Origin of the sequence: Micromonospora chaiyaphumensis, from assembly GCF_900091435.1 — a bacterium.
Taxonomy (GTDB): Bacteria; Actinomycetota; Actinomycetes; order Mycobacteriales; family Micromonosporaceae; genus Micromonospora; species Micromonospora chaiyaphumensis.
Genome location: NZ_FMCS01000001.1, coordinates 12,344 through 29,796, shown reverse-complemented (window position 1 = coordinate 29,796; position 17,453 = coordinate 12,344). Strand labels below are relative to the sequence as shown.

The window sequence follows — 17,453 nt, the reverse complement described above, 5'->3', positions numbered from 1 at the left end:
CGCTCATGAGGTGGGCACTGCCCCGCTGGGCTGCCCTACGCAGGTTAACGGTCCTGGACGGGTGTGCGGGCACGCGTGGCGTCGACAACCCGGCGTACCTCGTCGCCGTCGGTGGCCTCGCGGCCGTCGCGCCGCACGGGCGCCCGCAGGTGCACCTCCCGTGCTCCGGTCTCGGCGAGCACCTGCCGGACGTTGTGCGAGCGGATGCCGCCGCCGGCGATGACCCGCAACCGGTCGCCGGCCCGCTCCCGCAGCGCGGCGATCCGCGGGGCGCCGGCCAGCGCGGTCGGCGCCCCGCCCGAGGTGAGCACCGCGTCGGCGCCGAGGTCGACGAGGTCCTCGACCGCCTGCAGCTGGTCGCGGACCTCGTCGAAGGCCTTGTGCACCGTCACCGGCAGCGGTCCGGCCGCCTCGATGAGGCGCCGCAGGACGGCCAGGTCGAGGTCGCCGGCGGTGGTGAGGGCACCGACCACCACCCCGACCGCGAGACCGTGCGGATTGGGCAGGCCGCGGATGGCCGCGATGTCGGCGAGCATGACCTGCTCCTCGACCTCGCTCACCCGGAAGTCACCGCCCCGGGGGCGGACCATCACCCGTACGGCTGCCCGCCGCAACGTCCGGAGCGCGACCTCGACCGTCCCCAGGCTGGGGGTGGTGCCGCCCTGGCCGAGGTCGGCGCACAGTTCCAGCCGGTCGGCGCCGGCGGCCTCGGCCACCAGCGCGGTCGGCACGTCGCTCACGCAGATCTCGACGGTGGTCATGCGATCGCCCCGGCCGGGGCGGCCGCCGCGGCCGACTCCGGACGCAGCGGGAAGTGGCAGGCCACCTGGTGTGCGTCGCCGGCCAGCGGCGGCTCGGTCGCGCAGATGTCCTGGGCCAGGGGGCAACGGGTCCGGAACCGGCACCCGGCGGGCGGGTTCAGCGCGCTGGGCAGCTCGCCCCGGATGGTCGCCCCGTCGCGGGCGGCCGCGGGATTCGGCGTGACGGAGGGGACGGCGTCGATGAGCGCCTGCGTGTACGGGTGCCGGGCGGCGCGGACCACGTCCCGGGCGGGCCCGACCTCGACGAGCTTGCCGAGGTACATGACGCCGATCCGGTCCGCCATGTAGTCGACGACGGACAGGTCGTGGCTGATGAAGACGTACGCGAGGCCGAGCTCCCGCTGCAGGTCCCGCATGAGGTTGAGGACCTGCGCCTGGATGGACACGTCCAGGGCGCTCACCGGCTCGTCGCCGACGATCAGCCGGGGTTGCAGGGCCAGCGACCGGGCCAGCCCGATGCGCTGCAGCTGGCCGCCGGAGAACTCGTGCGGGTAGCGCTCGAGGACCCGCCGGGACAGCCCCACCTGGTCGAGCAGCGTGGCGATCCGGGCCCGCCGCTCCGCCGTTCCGCCCACCTTCTGGATCTCGAGGGGTTCGGCGAGGATGGCGTCGACGCGCATCCGCGGGTTCATCGCGGCGTAGCTGTCCTGGAACATCAGCTGGACCTGGCGGTGCATCCGGCGGCGCTCCCGTCCGGCCAGGCCGGCGATGTCGGTGCCGTCGAGCATGATCTGCCCGGCGCTGGGCTGTTCCAGCCCGACGGCGAGCCGGCCCACGGTGGACTTGCCGCAGCCGGACTCGCCGACCAGCCCGAAGGTCTCGCCCGGGCCGACGTCGAACGACACGTCCGCCACGGCGCTGACCTGCCCGGCGGTCCGGCGCAGCAGGCCACGGCCGTGCGCGGCGTAGTTCTTGACGAGGTTCCGCACCGACAGGACGGGTTCGGCCGCCGGCTCAGCGGGTCCGGCCGGCGCACCGGCCGGATCCGGCGCCGGCTCGACCCGTGCCGGGGTGGGCAGGCCGACCGGCGCGGCGGGCTCCGCCGGCACCGGGTGCAGGCAGGCGTGCTGGTGCTCGCCGGCCGTCAGGGTCACGTCGGTGGTCCGGCACTCGTCGGTGACGTGCCGGCAGCGTGGCGCGAAGCGGCAGCCGGTCAGGGGCCGGGACAGGTCCGGCGGCAGGCCCGGGATGCTGTAGAGGCGGGCGTGCTCGCCGGACTCCCGGATCGCCGACTCGGGGAGCGCCTCCATGAGCGCCTGCGTGTAGCGGTGCCGCGGCGAGCGGAACAGCTCGCCGGTCGCGGCGGTCTCGACCACCCGTCCGGCGTACATGACGGCGACCCGGTCGGCGCGGCCGGCGATCACTCCGAGGTCGTGGGTGACCAGGATGACGGCCATCCCGAACTCTTCGCGCAGGTCGTCGATGAGTTCGAGGATCTGCCGTTGGGTGGTGACGTCGAGCGCCGTGGTCGGCTCGTCGGCGATGAGCAGGCGGGGTGAGCAGACCAGTGCCATGGCGATGGCGACCCGCTGCCGCATGCCGCCGGACAGCTCGTGCGGGTAGTTGTCGACGATCCGGTCCGGGCGGGGCATCCCGACCCGGCGCAGGATCTCGATGGTCCGCTCCCGGGCCTCGGCCCGGCCGACCCGTTCGTGCACCCGCAGCGGTTCGCCGACCTGGACGCCGATCCGCATGGTCGGGTTGAGCGAGGTGAGCGGGTCCTGGAAGACCATGCCCATCCGGACGCCGCGGATGCGGCGTACCTCGTCGGCCGGCAGCGACCGCAGGTCGCGGCCCTCGAAGAGGATCTGTCCCCCGGAGACCCGGCCGCCGGGTGGCAGCAGGCCCATGATCGAGAGGGCGGTCATCGTCTTGCCGCTGCCCGACTCCCCCACGACGCCGAGGGTCTCCCCCGGCATGACCTGGAGACTGACCCCGTCCAGGGCGTGCACCGTGCCGCGGCGCAGCGCGATGTCGGTGTCGAGGTCGCGCAGTTCCAGCAGGGGCTGGGTTCCGCCGGCTGCCGGCGTGTGCCGGCCGGACGTTTCGATCATTTTCTGCTCCTGCTCAGCGTCGCCGGAGGCGGACCTCGAAGGCGTCCCTCAACCCGTCGCCGATGAAGTTGAAGGCGAGGACGATGAGGATGATGGCGATGCCGGGCGGGTACAGCAGCCACCAGTGGCCGCTGTAGGTGTCCGCCAGGCCGTCGGAGAGCATCCCGCCCCAGTTCGCCGCGGGTGGGGGGACGCCGAGGCCGAGGAAGGACAGGTACGCGACGTAGAGGATCGCGTCGGCGACCTGGAAGGTCGCGTTGACGATCACGGTGCCGATGGCGTTCGGCACGATGTGCCGACGCACGGCCCGGCCGCCGGTGCCGCCCATCCCCCGCATGGCCTGGACGTACTCGCGGGAGCGCAGGGTCAGTGCGTCACCCCGGACCAGCCGCGCCGGTCCCAGCCAGGCGAAGGCACCGATGATGACGATGAGCATGGACACGCTCGGCGTGACGATGGCGGCGAGCAGCATGAACAGGAACAGCGACGGGATCGACATCATCGCGTCGACGACCCGCATCATGGCCGAGTCCACCCAGCCGCCGGCGAACCCGGCGACGGCGCCCCAGATCGTGCCCACGGCGGTGGCGAGGATCCCGGCGGCGAGGCCGACGATGATCGAGGTCTGCCCGCCGAGCATGAGCCGCCCCAACTGGTCGTAGCCGACCCCGTCGGTGCCGAGCGGATGCCCCTGGTCACCGGGGGCCAGGTGGACCTTGGTGAGGTCGGTGTGCACCTGGTCGGTGTGGTAGAAGAGCGGGCCGAGGAAGCAGATCGCGGCCAGCAGGACGAACAGGCCCAGGCCCACCAGGGCGAGCCGGTTCTCGCAGAAGACGACCAGGCCCTGCCGCCAGAGGCCGCGCACCGGCGCCTCGTCGGCGTCGGCCGGCCGGTCGGGGACGGCACCTGGGCGGACCGCCTCGGAGAGTGTGGTCATGACGCGCTCCGCTGGAGTCGGACCCGGGGATCGACGGCGGCGTAGAGCAGGTCGGCGACGAGCGCGCCGACCACCGTCGCGATCGAGATGATGACGGTGACCCCGAGGAGGATCGGGAAGTCACGCTTGAGCGCCGCCTGCCAGAACAGCTGCCCCATGCCGGGGAAGTTGAACAGCGACTCGACGACCAGCGCGCCGCTGAACAGCGCGGGCAGGTACATCCCGAGCAGCGCGATGACCGGGAACAGTCCGTTGCGCAGCGTGTGCCGCAGCACCACGCGCCGCTCGGAGAGGCCCTTGCTGCGGGCGGTGCGGACGTAGTTCTCGTTGAGGTTGTCGACCATGGCGGAGCGGACGTACCGCGAGTAGACCGCGATGGTGACGATGGCGAGGGTGATCGTGGGCAGGACCAGCCCGGCCGGGTCGGCGAGCACCTCCGCCACGGTGAACCCCTGCGGCGCCTCGGGCGGCAGGATCGGCCAGACCTGCGAGAAGAGGATGATCATCATGAGGCCCATGAAGAAGATGGGCGTGGCGTACGCCAGCAGCGACAGCGACGTGATGGCGTAGTCGGGCCACCGGTTGCGGCGTACCGCCTGGATCACGCCGAGCGGGATCGCCAGCACGATGGCGAGCACGGTCGACAGCAGCGACAGCACCATCGTCTTCGGCAGCCGCTGGCTGATCGCCTCGACGACCGACTGGTTGAGCTGGTACGAGTAGCCCAGGTCGCCCCGCAGCAGGCGCTGCACGTACATGCCGTACTGCTGGATCCAGGGCCGGTCGTAGCCCATGTCGTGGTTGAACGCCGCGAGCTGCTCCAGCGTCGCCTCCTTGCCGAGGGTGGCGCGTGCCGCGCCCCCGGGCAGCAGGTGCAGGATGAGGAACGCGATCACCGTGACGAGCACGACGACGACGAGGGCCTGGCCCAAGCGCGTGATGAGGTACCGGACCACCTGGGCCCCGCCTCCTCCCCGGTCGGGGCCCCGGCGGCGCGGTGGGCGCCGCCGGGGCCGGGACGATCAGTGATCGGTCACTTCCAGGACCAGTCCTGGAAGTACATGAAGTTCATCGGGTCCTGCGGCTCGACCCCCTGCAGGCCGGACCGGTACGCCGAGATCTGGAACACCGGGTTCGGCATCCAGAGCACCGGCAGGTCCTTGGCGAGGAAGTCGTTGTACGCCTTGAGCGCGCTCTCGTCGCCGGAGAACTGGGTGGCCTCGATGAGCTTGTCGGCCTCCGGGTTGCTGTAGCTGCCCAGGTTCACCGGGGCGCCGGTGGCGAAGAGCCGCTCGCCGCTGGCGAACGCCGGGTAGTACCAGCTGCCCTGCGAGCCGAAGAAGGACATGTCCCACGAGCAGGTGGCGTCCGTCGGCTTGCAGGCCGGGGTGACCGCGACCGAGTCGGGCACCTCCTTGATGGTGAGCTGGATGCCCAGCTTGGCCATCTGCGACTTGATCTCGGCGAACATCTTGGTCGTGGCGGCGAAGCCGGTCTGGCTGGTCACGGTGAGGTTCAGCGCCGTGCCGGCGGCGATGCCGTCGCCGCACTGGTTCGCCCCGGTGCCCGGCGTCTGGCAGGTGGTCTGCCCGTCCGGGGTGACCTTCCAGCCGTGGCTCTCCAGCAGTTCCTTCGCCTTGGCCGGGTCAAAGGAGTACGCGCAGCCGGTGGCGTCGGCGCCGTTGGTGCCCGGCTTGGCCGGGACCGGGCCGCAGGTCGGCGCGGCCGTGCCGGACCAGATCACCTTGCTGATCGTCGGCTGGTCGATGAGCATCTGCAGCGACTGCCGCAGGTACGGCTGCTTGAACAGCACCCCGGTCTTCGGGTTGTTGAAGTTCAGCTGCAGGTAGGTGACGGACCAGCCGTACCACGGCGAGACCGTGTAGCCCTTGGACTTGAGGTAGCCCTCCTGGGACAGGTTGGCCGCGGGCACGTAGCCGTAGTCGATGTCACCGGCGCGCAGGACGTTGAACTCGGCGTCGTCGCCGGTGAACGGCCGCAGCACGATCTTGGCGAGCTTCGGCTTGTCCGTGCCGGAGTAGGTCGGCTGGGCGGCGAGGGTGACCTCGCCGTTCGGCACGTACTTCGCCAGCTTCCAGGGGCCGCTGGTGACCTTCCACAGCTCGTTGGAGTCGTACGTCTTGGGGTCCTTGGCGGCCGCGGTGAGGAAGTCGAAGACCTTCTTCGCGCCCGCCGGCGTGCTGGCCAGGTCGCTCACGGCCGCGGTGGCGGAGTCCTTGTCCCAGGCGTGCTGCGGCATCGGAGTGATCTTGTTGAGCTGGTTGTCGACGAACCAGGCGGTGTTGAAGACCTTCGTGGTGGTGATCGAGAAGGTCTTCTCGTCCTTGACCGACCACTGCGCGATGTTGTCCGGGAGGCCGCCGGCCCGGTAGGACGCCCACTTGTCCTTGTTCGCCTTGACCAGGTCGTACCAGAACTGGATGTCCCTGGTGGTGACGGGCTTGCCGTCGGACCAGGTGTTGTCCTTCAGCGTGATGGTCAGCGTCTTGCCGCCGTCGCTCACCACCGGCGCCTCGGCCATCGAGCGCTGCGAGTCGATGTTGTACTGCGCCGTGCCGTCCAGCTTGTACTGGTAGAGGGACCGGTACAGCGCCTGGCCGAAGATGGCGTTCTCGCCCTGGGTGAAGCCGGGTGCCGAGATCGGCAGGATCCAGTTGGGGGTACGGAAGGCGACGGTCGCGGTGTCCTTGCCCTGGCTCCCGCCGTCCTTCGACGAACCGCTGCCACCACCGCAGGCGACCAGACCCGCCCCGAGAGCGACCGCGCTGGCTACCGCGACCGCGCCGCGGAGGGCGCGCCGGGGAAATCTGCTCCTCATGAATCTCCTCGATTGATGTGCACTGCCCCGCGTCTCCGGGCGCTACCGGCGGTTGCCACGCGTTCGGCCACCTGGTGCTGCTCCTCGACGTTCGACGCGGAGAATGTATCCGGGCCGAAGTGTGGAGTCAACGAAAGTTACCCTCTTTATTCGGAGACTTCAGCCAGGGTACGATCGAAGTCGGCGAAGCATCGACCGAAACTCTTCGCGTGGGCTCCGGGGCGCACCCTGCCGGGCACTGCGACACTGAGGCGGCGCCGGAGGACCGCCCGAACAAGGAGAGGCACCCTTGGAACCATCGATCTCCGCCACGCTGCGAGACCAGACCCTGAGCCTGCTGGCCAGCGGCACGGTCACCTCGCGCGCCGACCTCATCGAGGCGTTGCAGGTCGCCCCCTCGACCGTCACGAGCGTGGTCCGCCGGCTGCTGGAGGAGGGCGTCATCCTCGAGGAGGGGGTGGGCCGGTCCACCGGAGGACGGCGCCCCCGGATCCTGCGCCTGCGGGAGACCAAGGGGGTCCTCGCCGTCGCCGAGCTGGGCGGCAGGCACGCCCGGGTGGGGTTGTGCGCGCCCGACGGGGGGCTGCGCGCCACCGAGGAGGTGGCCATCGACATCGCGGCCGGACCGGCGGAGGTGTTCGAGGTCGTCGGCGCGACGGTCGACCGGCTCCAGGCGGCGGCCGCGCCCGGCCAGGAGGTGCTCGGCGTCGGTGTGGCCCTGCCCGGTCCGGTCGAGTTCCCGGGTGGACGGCTGATCGGCCCGGCCCGGATGCCCGGCTGGAGCGGCGTCGACGCGCGGGCCCGTCTCGCCGAGCGCTTCCCGGTGCCGGTCGTCGTCGACAACGACGCCAAGGCGGCCGCGATCGGCGAGTACGTCACCCGGCGCGACGAGTTCGGCGACATGATCTACGTCAAGGCCGGCACCGGCATCGGCGCCTGCCTGGTCAGCGGCGGTCAGATCTACCGCGGCGGGCGCGGGCTCAGCGGCGACGTCACCCACGTCCGCGTGGCCGACAGCGGCGAGCGGGAGTGCTCCTGCGGCAGCCGGGGCTGCCTGGAGACCGTTGCCAGCGGCGCCGCCCTGGCCCGCCAGCTGGCCGAGCAGGGCTCGTCGGCGACCACGATCCGGGACATCGTGGCAGCGGTCAGCGACGCCGACCCGACCGTGGTGACCATGGTGCGCCACGCCGGCCGGCTGCTCGGCGTCGCCCTCTCCGGCCTGGTCAACTTCCTCAACCCCGACGCCGTCGTCATCGGCGGCGCACTGTCCAGCCTCGACGTCTACGTGGCCGCGACCCGCGGAATGCTCTACGAGCGCTGCCTACCGTCCATGACCCAGTCCCTGACCATCGAAGCCAGCGTGGCGGGCCCGGATGCGGCCCTGGTCGGCCTCGGGCACCTGCTGCGCACGACGACCGACGTACGACCCTCCTGAGGAGCAACACCCGTGCCCCGACCCCTCCGCGTCGCCATCGGCGGCATCCACATCGAGTCCAGCACGTTCTCGCCGCACCTGAGCACCGCCGACGACTTCGAGGTCACCCGGGGCGATGCGCTGCTGGCCCGATACGACTGGCTCTCCCCCACCCAGCCCTGGGCCGCCGACGTCGAGTGGATCCCGCTCGTGCACGCCCGGGCCCTGCCCGGCGGCGCGGTGGACCGGGCGACGTACGAGGCCTGGGCCACCGAGCTGGTGGAGAAGCTGGGCGCGGCCGGCCCCGTGGACGGCATGCTGCTGGACATCCACGGCGCGATGACCGTCGTCGGGAGCAACGACGCGGAGGGCGAACTCGTCACCGCCATTCGGTCGGTGCTCGGGCCGGAGCCGTTCGTCTCCGCCGCGATGGACCTGCACGGCAACGTCTCGCAGGTGCTCTTCGACGCCTGCGACCTGCTCACCTGCTACCGCACCGCCCCGCACGTCGACGTGTGGGAGACCCGTGAGCGCGCCGCCCGGAACCTGGTCGAGGCGCTGCGCCGGCAGCAGCGTCCGCACAAGGCGCTGGTCCACGTGCCGATCCTGCTGCCGGGCGAGATGACCAGCACCCGCGAGGAGCCGGCCCGGGGGCTCTATGCGCGGATTCCCGACATCGAGTCCCGGGACGGCGTCGTCGACGCGGCGATCTGGATCGGGTTCGCCTGGGCCGACCAGCCGCGCTGCCGGGGCGCGGTCGTCGTCACCGGCACCGACGCCGCCGCCACCACCGAGGCGGCCCGCGAGCTCGGCGGGCACTTCTGGGCGGCCCGCGACGAGTTCGCCTTCGTGGCCCCCACCGGATCGATGGACGAGTGCCTCGACACCGCCCTGGCCGCGGCCGCCGATCCGGCCCGGCGACCGTTCTTCATCAGCGACTCCGGCGACAACCCGGGGGCCGGCGGCGCGGACGACGTCACCTTCGCCCTCGAACGGATGCTGGCCCGCCCCGAGATCCGCGACGGCTCCCGTCGTGCCGTGTTCGCCTCGCTGGTCGACCCGCAGGCCGTGGCGCAGGTCGCCGACCAGCCGCCCGGCTCGCCGGTCCGGGTGACCGTCGGCGGTCGGATCGACTCCCGGGACCCGGGGCCGCTGCCGCTCGACGGGATCCTGGAGGCGGTCGCCGACGATCCCGACGGCGGGCGGTGCGTCAGCGTGCGGGTCGGCGGGCTGAGCGTCTTCGTCACCTCCCGCCGGATGCAGTACCGCCTGCTGGACTCCTACGCCCGGCTGGGCGTCAAGGTCGACGAGGTGGATCTCGTCGTGGTGAAGATCGGCTATCTCGAACCCGAACTGTTCGAGGCGGCCGGCGACTGGCTGCTGGCCCTGACGCCGGGCGGCGTCGACCAGGATCTCGCGCGGCTGCCGTACCGGAACGTGGTGCGACCGGTGTTTCCCCTGGACCGCGACTTCACCGCGGACCTCGCCGTGGTGACCGGGTGATCGCGTGACCCAGCCCGAAGGTCAGTGCGTCCTCGCCGTCGACGTCGGCGGAACGACCATCAAGGGTGCCGTGGTCGGCGAGGACGGCCGGCGCCGGCACACGCTGACCGCGCCGTCGCGCGCGGACGACGACCCGGTCAAGGCGGTCCGGTCCCTGTGCCTGCAGCTGCTCGACGACGCGCTCGATCTCGGCGCCACACCCGCCGCGATCGGCGTGGTCACGCCGGGCCTCGTCGACGAGACGAACGGGGTGGTGCGGTACGCCGCCAACCTCCGGTTCCGCAACGTGCCGCTGCGCGCCCTCGTCGGGGACGACCTCGGGCTCCCGGTGGCGGTCGGGCACGACGCGCGGGCGGCCGGCGTCGCCGAGGCGGTGGCCGGGGCGGCCCGTGGCCTGGACAACTTCCTGCTGCTGCCGCTGGGCACCGGCATCGCCGCGGCGGTGGTGGTGCACGGCGAGCCGGTGCCGGGCGCGACCGGCTCGGCCGGCGAGGTCGGTCACATGCCGGTGCACCCCGGCGGCGAGCCGTGCAGTTGCGGGCAGCGGGGCTGTCTGGAGGTCTACGCCTCCGCCGGCGGGCTGGCCCGCCGCTACGCCCGGCTCGGCGGAACCCCGGGCTCGGACAGCCGAGCCATCGCCGACGCGGTGGCCACCGACCCGGTCGCCGCCGCGGTCTGGAACGACGCGACCCAGGCGCTGGGGATCGCCCTGGCCACCCTCACCCTGACCCTCGACCCGGCCCGCATCGTTCTCGGCGGCGGGCTGGCGGACGCGGGCGAGCTGTTCTTCGACCCGGTACGCGACGCCCTGCGCGCGGCGCTCGCCTGGCGGACCCCGCCCCCGGTGCTGCGCTCCGCCTTCGGTCCGCAGGCCGCACAGATCGGCGCCGCCGTCCTGGCCCGACGGCTCGCCGGGCTGTCCGTTCCCGACGGCTGGGGCGCACCGGAGCCGGGAGAGGGATGAGCCGGTTTCCTCTCTGACGTGGCCCGAAGACCTTGACGACGCCGGTGCGGTGCGGGTGGATTGGGCCTACACGTCCGGCGGCCGGCGCCGCCGCGGCAGTCCAAAGGAGAGGATCCACATGACAGTCCCCCGCCTGCGCGGTGCCGCGCTCGCCACAGTCACCCTGGTGGCTGTCGGTTCGGTGGTGGCACCGGGCTCGGCCGGCGCCGCACCGGGCAACCCCGGAGCCCCGCGCTACTCGGCCGGCGCCGCGAGCGTCGGCGACCCGTACTTCCCGGACGAGGGCAACGGCGGATACGACGTCCAGCACTACGACCTCACCTTCTCCTACGACCCGGCGACGCGGTACATGACCGCCACCGCCACCATCACGGCGATCGCCACGCAGGATCTCGACCGGTTCAACCTGGACTTCCGCGGTCCGCAGATCTCGTCGCTGACCGTCAACGGGCACGCGAACGGCTTCACCCGGGACGGCCAGGAGCTGGTCGTCACGCCCCGCCCGAAGCTCAAGACCGGGCAGGCCTTCACCGTGGTGGTGAGGTACGCCGGCGTACCGGGTCCGATCACCGACCCGGACGGGTCGATCGAAGGCTGGGTGCCCACCGACGACGGCGCCTTCGTCGTCGGTGAGCCGCAGGGCACGCCGGCCTGGCTGCCCACCAACGACCACCCGACCGACAAGGCCACCTTCCGGTTCACCGCGACCGTGCCGCAGGGGCTCACCGCCGTCGGCAACGGCCAGCTCCTGTCCGAGGAGACCCGGAACGGCTGGACCACGTTCACCTGGGACTCGACCGAGCCGATGGCCACCTACCTGGCGACGATCACCATCGGCACCTTCGTGGTCACCCGGTCGACCACGCCGAGCGGGATCCCGGTGTACGTCGCGGTCGACCCGCGGCAGGTCGCCGGGTCCGCCGCCGCGGTCGCGCAGATCCCCAGGATGATCGACTTCTTCTCGGCGCAGTTCGGCCCGTACCCGTTCGCCTCGACCGGCGCGATCATCGACCGGGCCCCCGACGTGGGCTACGCCCTGGAGACCCAGACCAAGCCGATCTTCTCCAGCGCCGCGAGCGTCGGCACGATGGCGCACGAGCTGGCACACCAGTGGTACGGCGACTCCGTCTCCCCGCAGCGTTGGTCGGACATCTGGCTCAACGAGGGCTTCGCCACCTACGCCCAGTGGATGTACACCGAGTACAACGGCGGCGCGTCGGTCAGCCAGACCTTCAACAGCAGCAGCAACTACGGTCGCGCCGCGTCGTCGTCGTTCTGGCAGATCATCCTCGCCGACCCGGGCCCCGAGGACATGTTCAGCAACATCCCGTACAACCGGGGGGCGATGACCCTGCACGCGTTGCGGGGCAAGGTCGGTGACGCCACCTTCTTCCGCATCCTGCGCGAGTGGGCGGCCGGCCACCGGTACCGCCACGCCGCGACGGCCGACTTCATCGCCCTCGCCGAGCGGGAGTCCGGACAGAACCTCGATGCCTTCTTCGACGTGTGGCTGTTCCAGAAGGGCAAGCCCACGAGCTGGTGACGTCGGTGGGGTCCCGCGCCCGAGACGGTCGCGGGACCCCACCTCAGGTAAGCCGCCGTGTCCATTGGCGGCGTTGGCCCGATTCCCCGGCTGACGGTCTCGCGAGCTGTCTCCTACGCTAGGCAGGTGTCGGAGATTGAGCGCCCTGAGCAGCTGGCGCGACAGCTCGTGCAGGCTGCGTCGCACGAGGAACCGCCGCGCGTTCTCGAAGCGATAGCCACGGAGCACCTGCGAGCCGGCGTTTCCCGAGAAGCTCTCCTCGACGTCTGCGCGGTAGCTCGCCAACTGTGCGAGGACGAGCCTGCCGAGGAGCACATCCTGGACCTGATGGATCGCCTCTCGGGCTGGTGTGCTCCGAGCGCCCGTCTTTGACCTGACCGCATTCGGGCGGGCCTGAGTCGCAATGGACGGCCGAGGTGCTAGCCGGCGCGGCGGGCCGTGCTGAACCGGCGTTGGTAGGCCGCGGGGCTGATCGACAGCTTCCGCGCGAAGACCCGTCGCATGCTCTCGTAGCTGGGGAACCCGGCGAGGGTCGCGGCCCGCGTCGCGGTGTGTCCCTGGTCGAGCAGTGCCCTTGCCATGTCGAATCGGATGTTCTCCACGTAGCGGGCCGGAGTCGTGGACAGCTCGTCGTGGAAGAGCCGGGTGAGCTGCCGGGTGCTCACGTTGAGGTGTTTCGCGAGTGCACCGAGCGAGTGGTCGCCGCGGGGGTTCGCCGTCACCAGATCGGTGACCGTGCGGAGGGCCGGCGAGCGGGGCGGCGGTCCCTGCAGCGGTGCCGAGAACTGGGACTGGCCGCCCGCACGCTGCATGTACACCACGAGGGCGCGGGCGACGCCGCGCGCGAGGTCGGGCCCGTGGTCCTCCTCGACGAGAGCGAGCGCCAGATCGATTCCGGCCGTCACTCCGGCCGAGGTGTACGTGGTGCCGTCGCGGACGTAGATGGCGTCGGGCTCGACGCGGCACGTCGGACACCGGGCGGCAAGCTCGTGCGCGGCGCGCCAGTGCGTGGTCGCGCGCTTGCCGTCGAGGAGGCCGGCGGCGGCCAGGACGAACGCCCCGGTGCAGATCGACGCGACCCGGCCCGCCACGGCCGCCGGTGTCCGTGCGGCGTCCGCCAGGTCGGCGGGGACACTCGTGCGCGGGTAGCGGTCGGACCCGGCCACCAGCACCGTGCCGAAGGCCGGTTGCGCGGAGACCGCGCCGTCGACCGCGATCCGGACCCCGAGGTTCGACGTGACGTCCGCGCCGGTGGGCGACAGCAGCAGGATCCGGTAGTCGGCACCGAACCGGTTCGCCTCCTTGAACACCTCGGCGGGACCGGCGACGTCCAGCAACGTCACGCCGTCGTAGACGAAGATCGCGACGCGATGGGAATTACCGTTCACCAATCCGATCCCTTCCGGCCCGATCCGCGCGGTGAGCGGCCGGACCTGGTCACCGCCCAGCCTCACATCCGGGATCTCAGCACGTCGACCTCACAGCCGGGCGCGAAGGGGTCGAATCCGTGCTCGATCAGCCAGCGAACTGCCAGCAGGCTTCGCAACGACCACCACGAGTGGATCACGTCGAGGTCGATGTCGGTGCCGTAGCCGGCGAGGACGTCGTCGAGGTGCTCCTCGCGTCCGAGCGTCTCCGGCCGGCACGGCCCGGCCGGGGCGGCAGGGCGCTTCGTGCAGCGGTCCCCTGTCCGGATATAGGTGGTTCCTGGCCGGACGAAGGCGGCGCCGTACGACGATCGGTGGGCAGCATGGACCTCGGAAAGATTGGTTCCCCACGCAATTGCCGGAGGGTCATAGATCATGCCAGAGGTCATCGCGGGGTGGGAGATCCCGGAAACCGCGGCGGTCGCCGAAGCGACCAGGCGTATTCAGGAGACGACCAGCCCTCTCATCTACCACCACTCCCGGCGCGTCTTCTTCTTCAGCCTGATGCACGCGCACAGGCTCGGCGTGAAACCGGACCCGGAACTGCTCTATCTGGCGGCCATGTTCCACGACACCGGCCTCCTGACTCCCTTTTCCGACGTCGAGCAGCGCTTCGAGGTCGACGGCGCCGACCACGCCCGCACGTTCCTCCTGGGCCGGGGCTTCTCGACGGCCGCCGCCGAGACGGTGTGGACGGCGATCGCGCTGCACACCACGCCGGGCATCCCCCACCGGATGGCGCCGGAGATCGCGACCACGCACCTCGGTGTCCTGACCGACGTGCTCGGCTTCGGCCTGGACGGGCTGGAACACGATCAGCTGGCCGAGATCCTCGCCGTTCACCCGCGAGGAGACTTCAAGAACGAGTTCCTGCGCACCTACGTCGACGGGCTGAAGAACCGCCCCGAAACCACGAACGGCACCGTGAACTCCGACGTGCTCGAACACTTCATCCCCGGGTTCCAGCGCGTGACGACGGTCGAGCGCATCCTCGGCTCGCCCTGGCCGAGCTGAGCGGATCCAGGCTCCCGCCTGATCAGCCCATACCGACGAGCTTCTCTTGGAAGGATCCGAGCATGCGAGCGATCACCGTGCGCGACCGTGGCGCGGGTGTCAGCGGGCTCACCCTGACCGACATGCCCTACCCCCACGCTGCGGAGAACGACGTCATCGTGCGCGTGCACGCTGCGGGATTCACCCCCGGAGAGCTCGACTGGCCGGCGACGTGGACCGATCGCGCCGGCCGTGACCGGACACCCAGCATCCCCGGGCACGAGCTGTCCGGAGTCGTGGTCGAACTCGGCTTCGGAACCACCGGCCTCACCGTGGGCCAGCGGGTGTTCGGGCTGACCGACTGGGCCCGCGACGGAAGTCTGGCCGAGTACACCGCGGTGGAGGCCCGCAACCTCGCCCCCCTCGCGGCCGACATCGAGCACACCGTGGCCGCCGCCCTGCCGATCTCCGGGCTGACCGCATGGCAGGGACTGTTCGACCACGCCCACCTCAGGACCGGACAGACCGTCCTCATTCACGGCGCCGCGGGCGGCGTCGGCTCGATCGCCGTTCAACTCGCGCGGGAGGTGGGCGCCCGCGTGATCGGCACCGGCCGAGCCGACGACCGTGAGCTCGCGCTCCGCCTCGGCGCGCAGACCTTCCTCGACCTGGGCGCCGACGATCTGCAGCAGGTCGGCGAGGTGGACGTGGTGTTCGACGTCATCGGCGGCGACGTCCTCGCAAGATCGACCGAACTGGTACGCCCGGGCGGCACCGTCGTCACCATCGCCATGCCACCCACCGTGCAGCCCAGGGACGGGCGAGCCATCTTCTTCGTCGTCGAACCCGATCGCGCGCAGCTGGCCGACCTCGCCGAGCGTCTCCGGACCGGACGGCTCACCCCCCTCGTGGGCGCCGTGCGACCGCTGTCCGAGACGGCCTCCGCGTTCGATCGCCGCCACCGCACACCCGGCAAGACGATCATTCAGGTCGCGGACGAAGAAGGAACGCCGCACGCGTGATCGGTGTGCGACCGCCAGGGCCGTGCCGACCGCCGGCCCGGCCGGATCGGGCGCCGTCAGACCGAGGTTGCCTCCCGGGGTCCGTACCGTTCGGCGGCGCGCGCCCTGGCCTTGGCGGCCTCCACCTCGCGGTCGCGGGGAGGCGCCTTCGTCACGAGGCCGTCCAGCAGGGTTCGGGTGGCCGCCGTCACAGCGCGGACCGCCTCTGCGAACGCCTCCTCGTTGGCTGCGGACGGCCGGGTCGTGCCGCTGACCTTGCGCACGTACTGGATGGCGGCGGCTTCGATCTCATCCTCGGTCGCCGGCGGTTCGAAGTTGTGGAGCACTCGAATGTTCCTGCACATCCCCCTACCATGCCAGGCCGGGCGGACAACCGGCATGCCCCGCCCCAACCTGATCATGGTCTCGCCGACTACCAGGGCGGCGGCTGACCTGCGTACCGAACGCCGCCGGCCGGCGGCTGCGCCGTACCATCGTCGGGCCGTGGCCTACGCTGCGTCGTCATGGACGAGCCGCGCGGGTCAGGAGTTCTCCGTCATCAGTCGCTGCACGAGGGGTTCGTGCCGGCGCAGGGCCCGCAGCAGGCCTTCGCCGACGCGATCGACCGACACATCGAGGAGCACTTCGGGCCGGTCGAGTTCGTCTACCACGAGATCGTCTCGCACCTGGTCGGTGTACATGTCTACGTCGTGGCACCGACGGAGGAACGCCCGTACCGGACGCTGATCACTTCTGGGATGAGTGAGCTGCCGATGACGGTGCCGGAGGGCCACGACATCAGCCCGTACGCCGAACTGATGCTCAGCCTGCCCGCGGACTGGCCGCTGGGCAAGGTGGCCGGGCTCGACGATGCCACCGGGTGGCCGCTGCGAGTCCTCAAGGAGGTTGCTCGGCTGCCGCACGAGTACGGGACCTGGATCGGCGAGTGGCATTCCGTGCCGAACGGTGATCCCGCGCAGCCGTACGCCGAGGGCACCCCGTTCGCCGGAGTCGTCGTCACCCCGATGCTGCGTGTGCCACCCGAGGCTCGGGCGATCGACGTCCCCGGCGGCGTCCGGATCGCGTTGCTCGCGCTGGTCCCTCTGCACCCGGATGAGATGGCGGTCAAGCTCGAACGCGGCACCGACGCGCTCATCCAGGTGCTTGATCGCGGTCGCGTCACCGAGTTGCTGGACCCGCAACGGCCCTCGTACGCCTGACAGCTGTCGGCGCGACGGCGTCGGGATCGGCAGGGCGGAGACAAACCGCCGCGTCCTGCCCTGACGGCGTCCGCGTCACGTGGCGTCAGCCGCCGCTGACATGGCGGAGGACGGCCAGGACCCGGCGGTTGTCGCTGTCCGAGGACGGCAGGCCGAGTTTCGCGAAGATGTTCGCCACGTGCTTCTCCACGACTCCGGAGGTGATGACGAGAGCCGCCGCGATCCCGGCGTTGGATCGTCCCTCGGCCATCAGCGACAGCACCTCACGCTCCCGCGGGGTCAGCGACGCCAGCCCGGCTGTGTCCTGCCCGGCCCGCATCAGGTGGCCGACCACCTCCGGATCCAGTGCGGTGCCACCGGACGCCACCCGGGTCAGCGCGTCCACGAAATCGGCGACGTCAGCGACACGGTCCTTGAGCAGGTATCCGACGCCGGTGGGCCGGTCGGCGAGCAGGCGGGTCGCGTAGCGGGTCTCCACGTACTGGGAGAACACCAGCACACCGACGTCGGGGTGGTCGCGTCGGATGTCGATCGCGGCGCGCAGCCCCTCGTCGGTGTGCGTGGGTGGCATGCGGATGTCGATGACGGCCACATCCGGTACGGCGGAGGCGATCGCGGACCGCAACGCGTCCGCGTCGGCCACCGCCGCGCACACCTCGAACCCGCGGTCGGTGAGCAGCCGGACGAGGCCTTCGCGCATCATCGCGGCATCCTCCGCGATCACGACCCGCATGTCG

General features: G+C 71.5%; 17 protein-coding genes. 8 read left to right on the top strand and 9 right to left on the bottom strand.

Annotated elements, in window-relative coordinates; all coding sequences use genetic code 11:
- Positions 1-44: 44 nt before the first annotated feature.
- The 5 genes from GA0070214_RS00145 to GA0070214_RS00125 form a co-directional block, all read right to left on the bottom strand.
- Entirely contained in the window at positions 45-761 is a 717-nt protein-coding gene (locus tag GA0070214_RS00145) for a copper homeostasis protein CutC (RefSeq protein WP_091257721.1), read from the bottom strand.
- Complete coding sequence (locus GA0070214_RS00140; RefSeq protein ID WP_091257719.1) at positions 758-2,875, bottom strand: ABC transporter ATP-binding protein; 2,118 nt, start codon at positions 2,873-2,875, stop codon at positions 758-760. The genes GA0070214_RS00145 and GA0070214_RS00140 overlap by 4 nt, the downstream gene beginning before the upstream one ends.
- A 13-nt stretch (positions 2,876-2,888) precedes the next feature.
- On the bottom strand, positions 2,889-3,812 hold the full coding sequence (locus GA0070214_RS00135) for an ABC transporter permease (protein ID WP_091257717.1): 924 nt from the start codon (positions 3,810-3,812) through the stop codon (positions 2,889-2,891).
- Positions 3,809-4,768 carry an ABC transporter permease gene (locus GA0070214_RS00130; RefSeq protein WP_091257715.1) on the bottom strand — a complete coding sequence of 320 codons (960 nt, stop codon included), beginning with the start codon at positions 4,766-4,768 and terminating at the stop codon, positions 3,809-3,811. The genes GA0070214_RS00135 and GA0070214_RS00130 overlap by 4 nt, the downstream gene beginning before the upstream one ends.
- Before the next feature lie 77 nt (positions 4,769-4,845).
- On the bottom strand, positions 4,846-6,651 hold the full coding sequence (locus GA0070214_RS00125) for a peptide ABC transporter substrate-binding protein (protein ID WP_091257713.1): 1,806 nt from the start codon (positions 6,649-6,651) through the stop codon (positions 4,846-4,848).
- A gap of 289 nt (positions 6,652-6,940) precedes the next feature.
- Between GA0070214_RS00125 and GA0070214_RS00120 the strand changes: the two genes are divergently transcribed.
- The 5 genes from GA0070214_RS00120 to GA0070214_RS00100 all read left to right on the top strand — a co-directional run bounded on the left by GA0070214_RS00120 (position 6,941) and on the right by GA0070214_RS00100 (position 12,447).
- Complete coding sequence (locus tag GA0070214_RS00120) at positions 6,941-8,086, top strand: ROK family transcriptional regulator (protein ID WP_091257710.1); 1,146 nt, start codon at positions 6,941-6,943, stop codon at positions 8,084-8,086.
- A gap of 12 nt (positions 8,087-8,098) precedes the next feature.
- On the top strand, positions 8,099-9,568 hold the full coding sequence (locus GA0070214_RS00115) for a M81 family metallopeptidase (protein WP_091257708.1): 1,470 nt from the start codon (positions 8,099-8,101) through the stop codon (positions 9,566-9,568).
- A gap of 4 nt (positions 9,569-9,572) precedes the next feature.
- A complete protein-coding gene (locus tag GA0070214_RS00110) occupies positions 9,573-10,532 on the top strand; it encodes an ROK family protein (protein ID WP_091257706.1) in 960 nt (319 codons plus the stop codon).
- Between the two features lie 118 nt (positions 10,533-10,650).
- Positions 10,651-12,075 carry a M1 family metallopeptidase gene (locus tag GA0070214_RS00105; RefSeq protein ID WP_091257704.1) on the top strand — a complete coding sequence of 475 codons (1,425 nt, stop codon included), beginning with the start codon at positions 10,651-10,653 and terminating at the stop codon, positions 12,073-12,075.
- 126 nt (positions 12,076-12,201) lie between these two features.
- A complete protein-coding gene (locus GA0070214_RS00100) occupies positions 12,202-12,447 on the top strand; it encodes a hypothetical protein (RefSeq protein ID WP_139141722.1) in 246 nt (81 codons plus the stop codon).
- Between the two features lie 47 nt (positions 12,448-12,494).
- On the opposite strand, the gene GA0070214_RS00095 is transcribed toward GA0070214_RS00100, so the two are convergent.
- Both GA0070214_RS00095 and GA0070214_RS32180 read right to left on the bottom strand, forming a co-directional pair.
- A complete protein-coding gene (locus tag GA0070214_RS00095) occupies positions 12,495-13,463 on the bottom strand; it encodes a GlxA family transcriptional regulator (RefSeq protein ID WP_091259727.1) in 969 nt (322 codons plus the stop codon).
- A gap of 62 nt (positions 13,464-13,525) precedes the next feature.
- Positions 13,526-13,879 (bottom strand): hypothetical protein, encoded by a 354-nt coding sequence (locus GA0070214_RS32180; protein WP_244167477.1) that lies wholly within the window; start codon positions 13,877-13,879, stop codon positions 13,526-13,528.
- Here GA0070214_RS32180 and GA0070214_RS00085 point away from each other — a divergent pair.
- A complete protein-coding gene (locus GA0070214_RS00085) occupies positions 13,878-14,516 on the top strand; it encodes an HD domain-containing protein (protein WP_091257701.1) in 639 nt (212 codons plus the stop codon). The genes GA0070214_RS32180 and GA0070214_RS00085 overlap by 2 nt on opposite strands.
- 62 nt (positions 14,517-14,578) lie before the next feature.
- On the top strand, positions 14,579-15,517 hold the full coding sequence (locus tag GA0070214_RS00080) for an NADP-dependent oxidoreductase (RefSeq protein WP_091257700.1): 939 nt from the start codon (positions 14,579-14,581) through the stop codon (positions 15,515-15,517).
- Between the two features lie 56 nt (positions 15,518-15,573).
- Here the strand turns inward: GA0070214_RS00080 and GA0070214_RS00075 are convergent, their stop codons facing one another.
- Complete coding sequence (locus tag GA0070214_RS00075) at positions 15,574-15,861, bottom strand: DUF2277 domain-containing protein (protein ID WP_091259724.1); 288 nt, start codon at positions 15,859-15,861, stop codon at positions 15,574-15,576.
- Positions 15,862-16,020: 159 nt separating this feature from the next.
- Between GA0070214_RS00075 and GA0070214_RS00070 the strand changes: the two genes are divergently transcribed.
- Entirely contained in the window at positions 16,021-16,716 is a 696-nt protein-coding gene (locus GA0070214_RS00070; RefSeq protein WP_091257699.1) for a suppressor of fused domain protein, read from the top strand.
- 85 nt (positions 16,717-16,801) lie between these two features.
- On the opposite strand, the gene GA0070214_RS00065 is transcribed toward GA0070214_RS00070, so the two are convergent.
- Positions 16,802-17,449 carry a response regulator transcription factor gene (locus GA0070214_RS00065; RefSeq protein ID WP_091257697.1) on the bottom strand — a complete coding sequence of 216 codons (648 nt, stop codon included), beginning with the start codon at positions 17,447-17,449 and terminating at the stop codon, positions 16,802-16,804.
- Between the last annotated feature and the right edge of the window lie 4 nt (positions 17,450-17,453).

Excerpts from the sequence above, each read along its gene's own strand:
- GA0070214_RS00135 (WP_091257717.1), bottom strand. The coding sequence starts at position 3,812 with ATGACCACACTCTCCGAGGCGGTCCGCCCAGGTGCCGTCCCCGACCGG.
- GA0070214_RS00075 (WP_091259724.1), bottom strand. The coding sequence starts at position 15,861 with ATGTGCAGGAACATTCGAGTGCTCCACAACTTCGAACCGCCGGCGACC.
- GA0070214_RS00105 (WP_091257704.1), top strand. The coding sequence starts at position 10,651 with ATGACAGTCCCCCGCCTGCGCGGTGCCGCGCTCGCCACAGTCACCCTG.
- GA0070214_RS32180 (WP_244167477.1), bottom strand. The coding sequence starts at position 13,879 with ATGATCTATGACCCTCCGGCAATTGCGTGGGGAACCAATCTTTCCGAG.
- GA0070214_RS00145 (WP_091257721.1), bottom strand. The coding sequence starts at position 761 with ATGACCACCGTCGAGATCTGCGTGAGCGACGTGCCGACCGCGCTGGTG.
- GA0070214_RS00140 (WP_091257719.1), bottom strand. The coding sequence starts at position 2,875 with ATGATCGAAACGTCCGGCCGGCACACGCCGGCAGCCGGCGGAACCCAG.
- GA0070214_RS00085 (WP_091257701.1), top strand. The coding sequence starts at position 13,878 with ATGCCAGAGGTCATCGCGGGGTGGGAGATCCCGGAAACCGCGGCGGTC.
- GA0070214_RS00065 (WP_091257697.1), bottom strand. The coding sequence starts at position 17,449 with ATGCGGGTCGTGATCGCGGAGGATGCCGCGATGATGCGCGAAGGCCTC.
- GA0070214_RS00080 (WP_091257700.1), top strand. The coding sequence starts at position 14,579 with ATGCGAGCGATCACCGTGCGCGACCGTGGCGCGGGTGTCAGCGGGCTC.
- GA0070214_RS00125 (WP_091257713.1), bottom strand. The coding sequence starts at position 6,651 with ATGAGGAGCAGATTTCCCCGGCGCGCCCTCCGCGGCGCGGTCGCGGTA.
- GA0070214_RS00070 (WP_091257699.1), top strand. The coding sequence starts at position 16,021 with ATGGACGAGCCGCGCGGGTCAGGAGTTCTCCGTCATCAGTCGCTGCAC.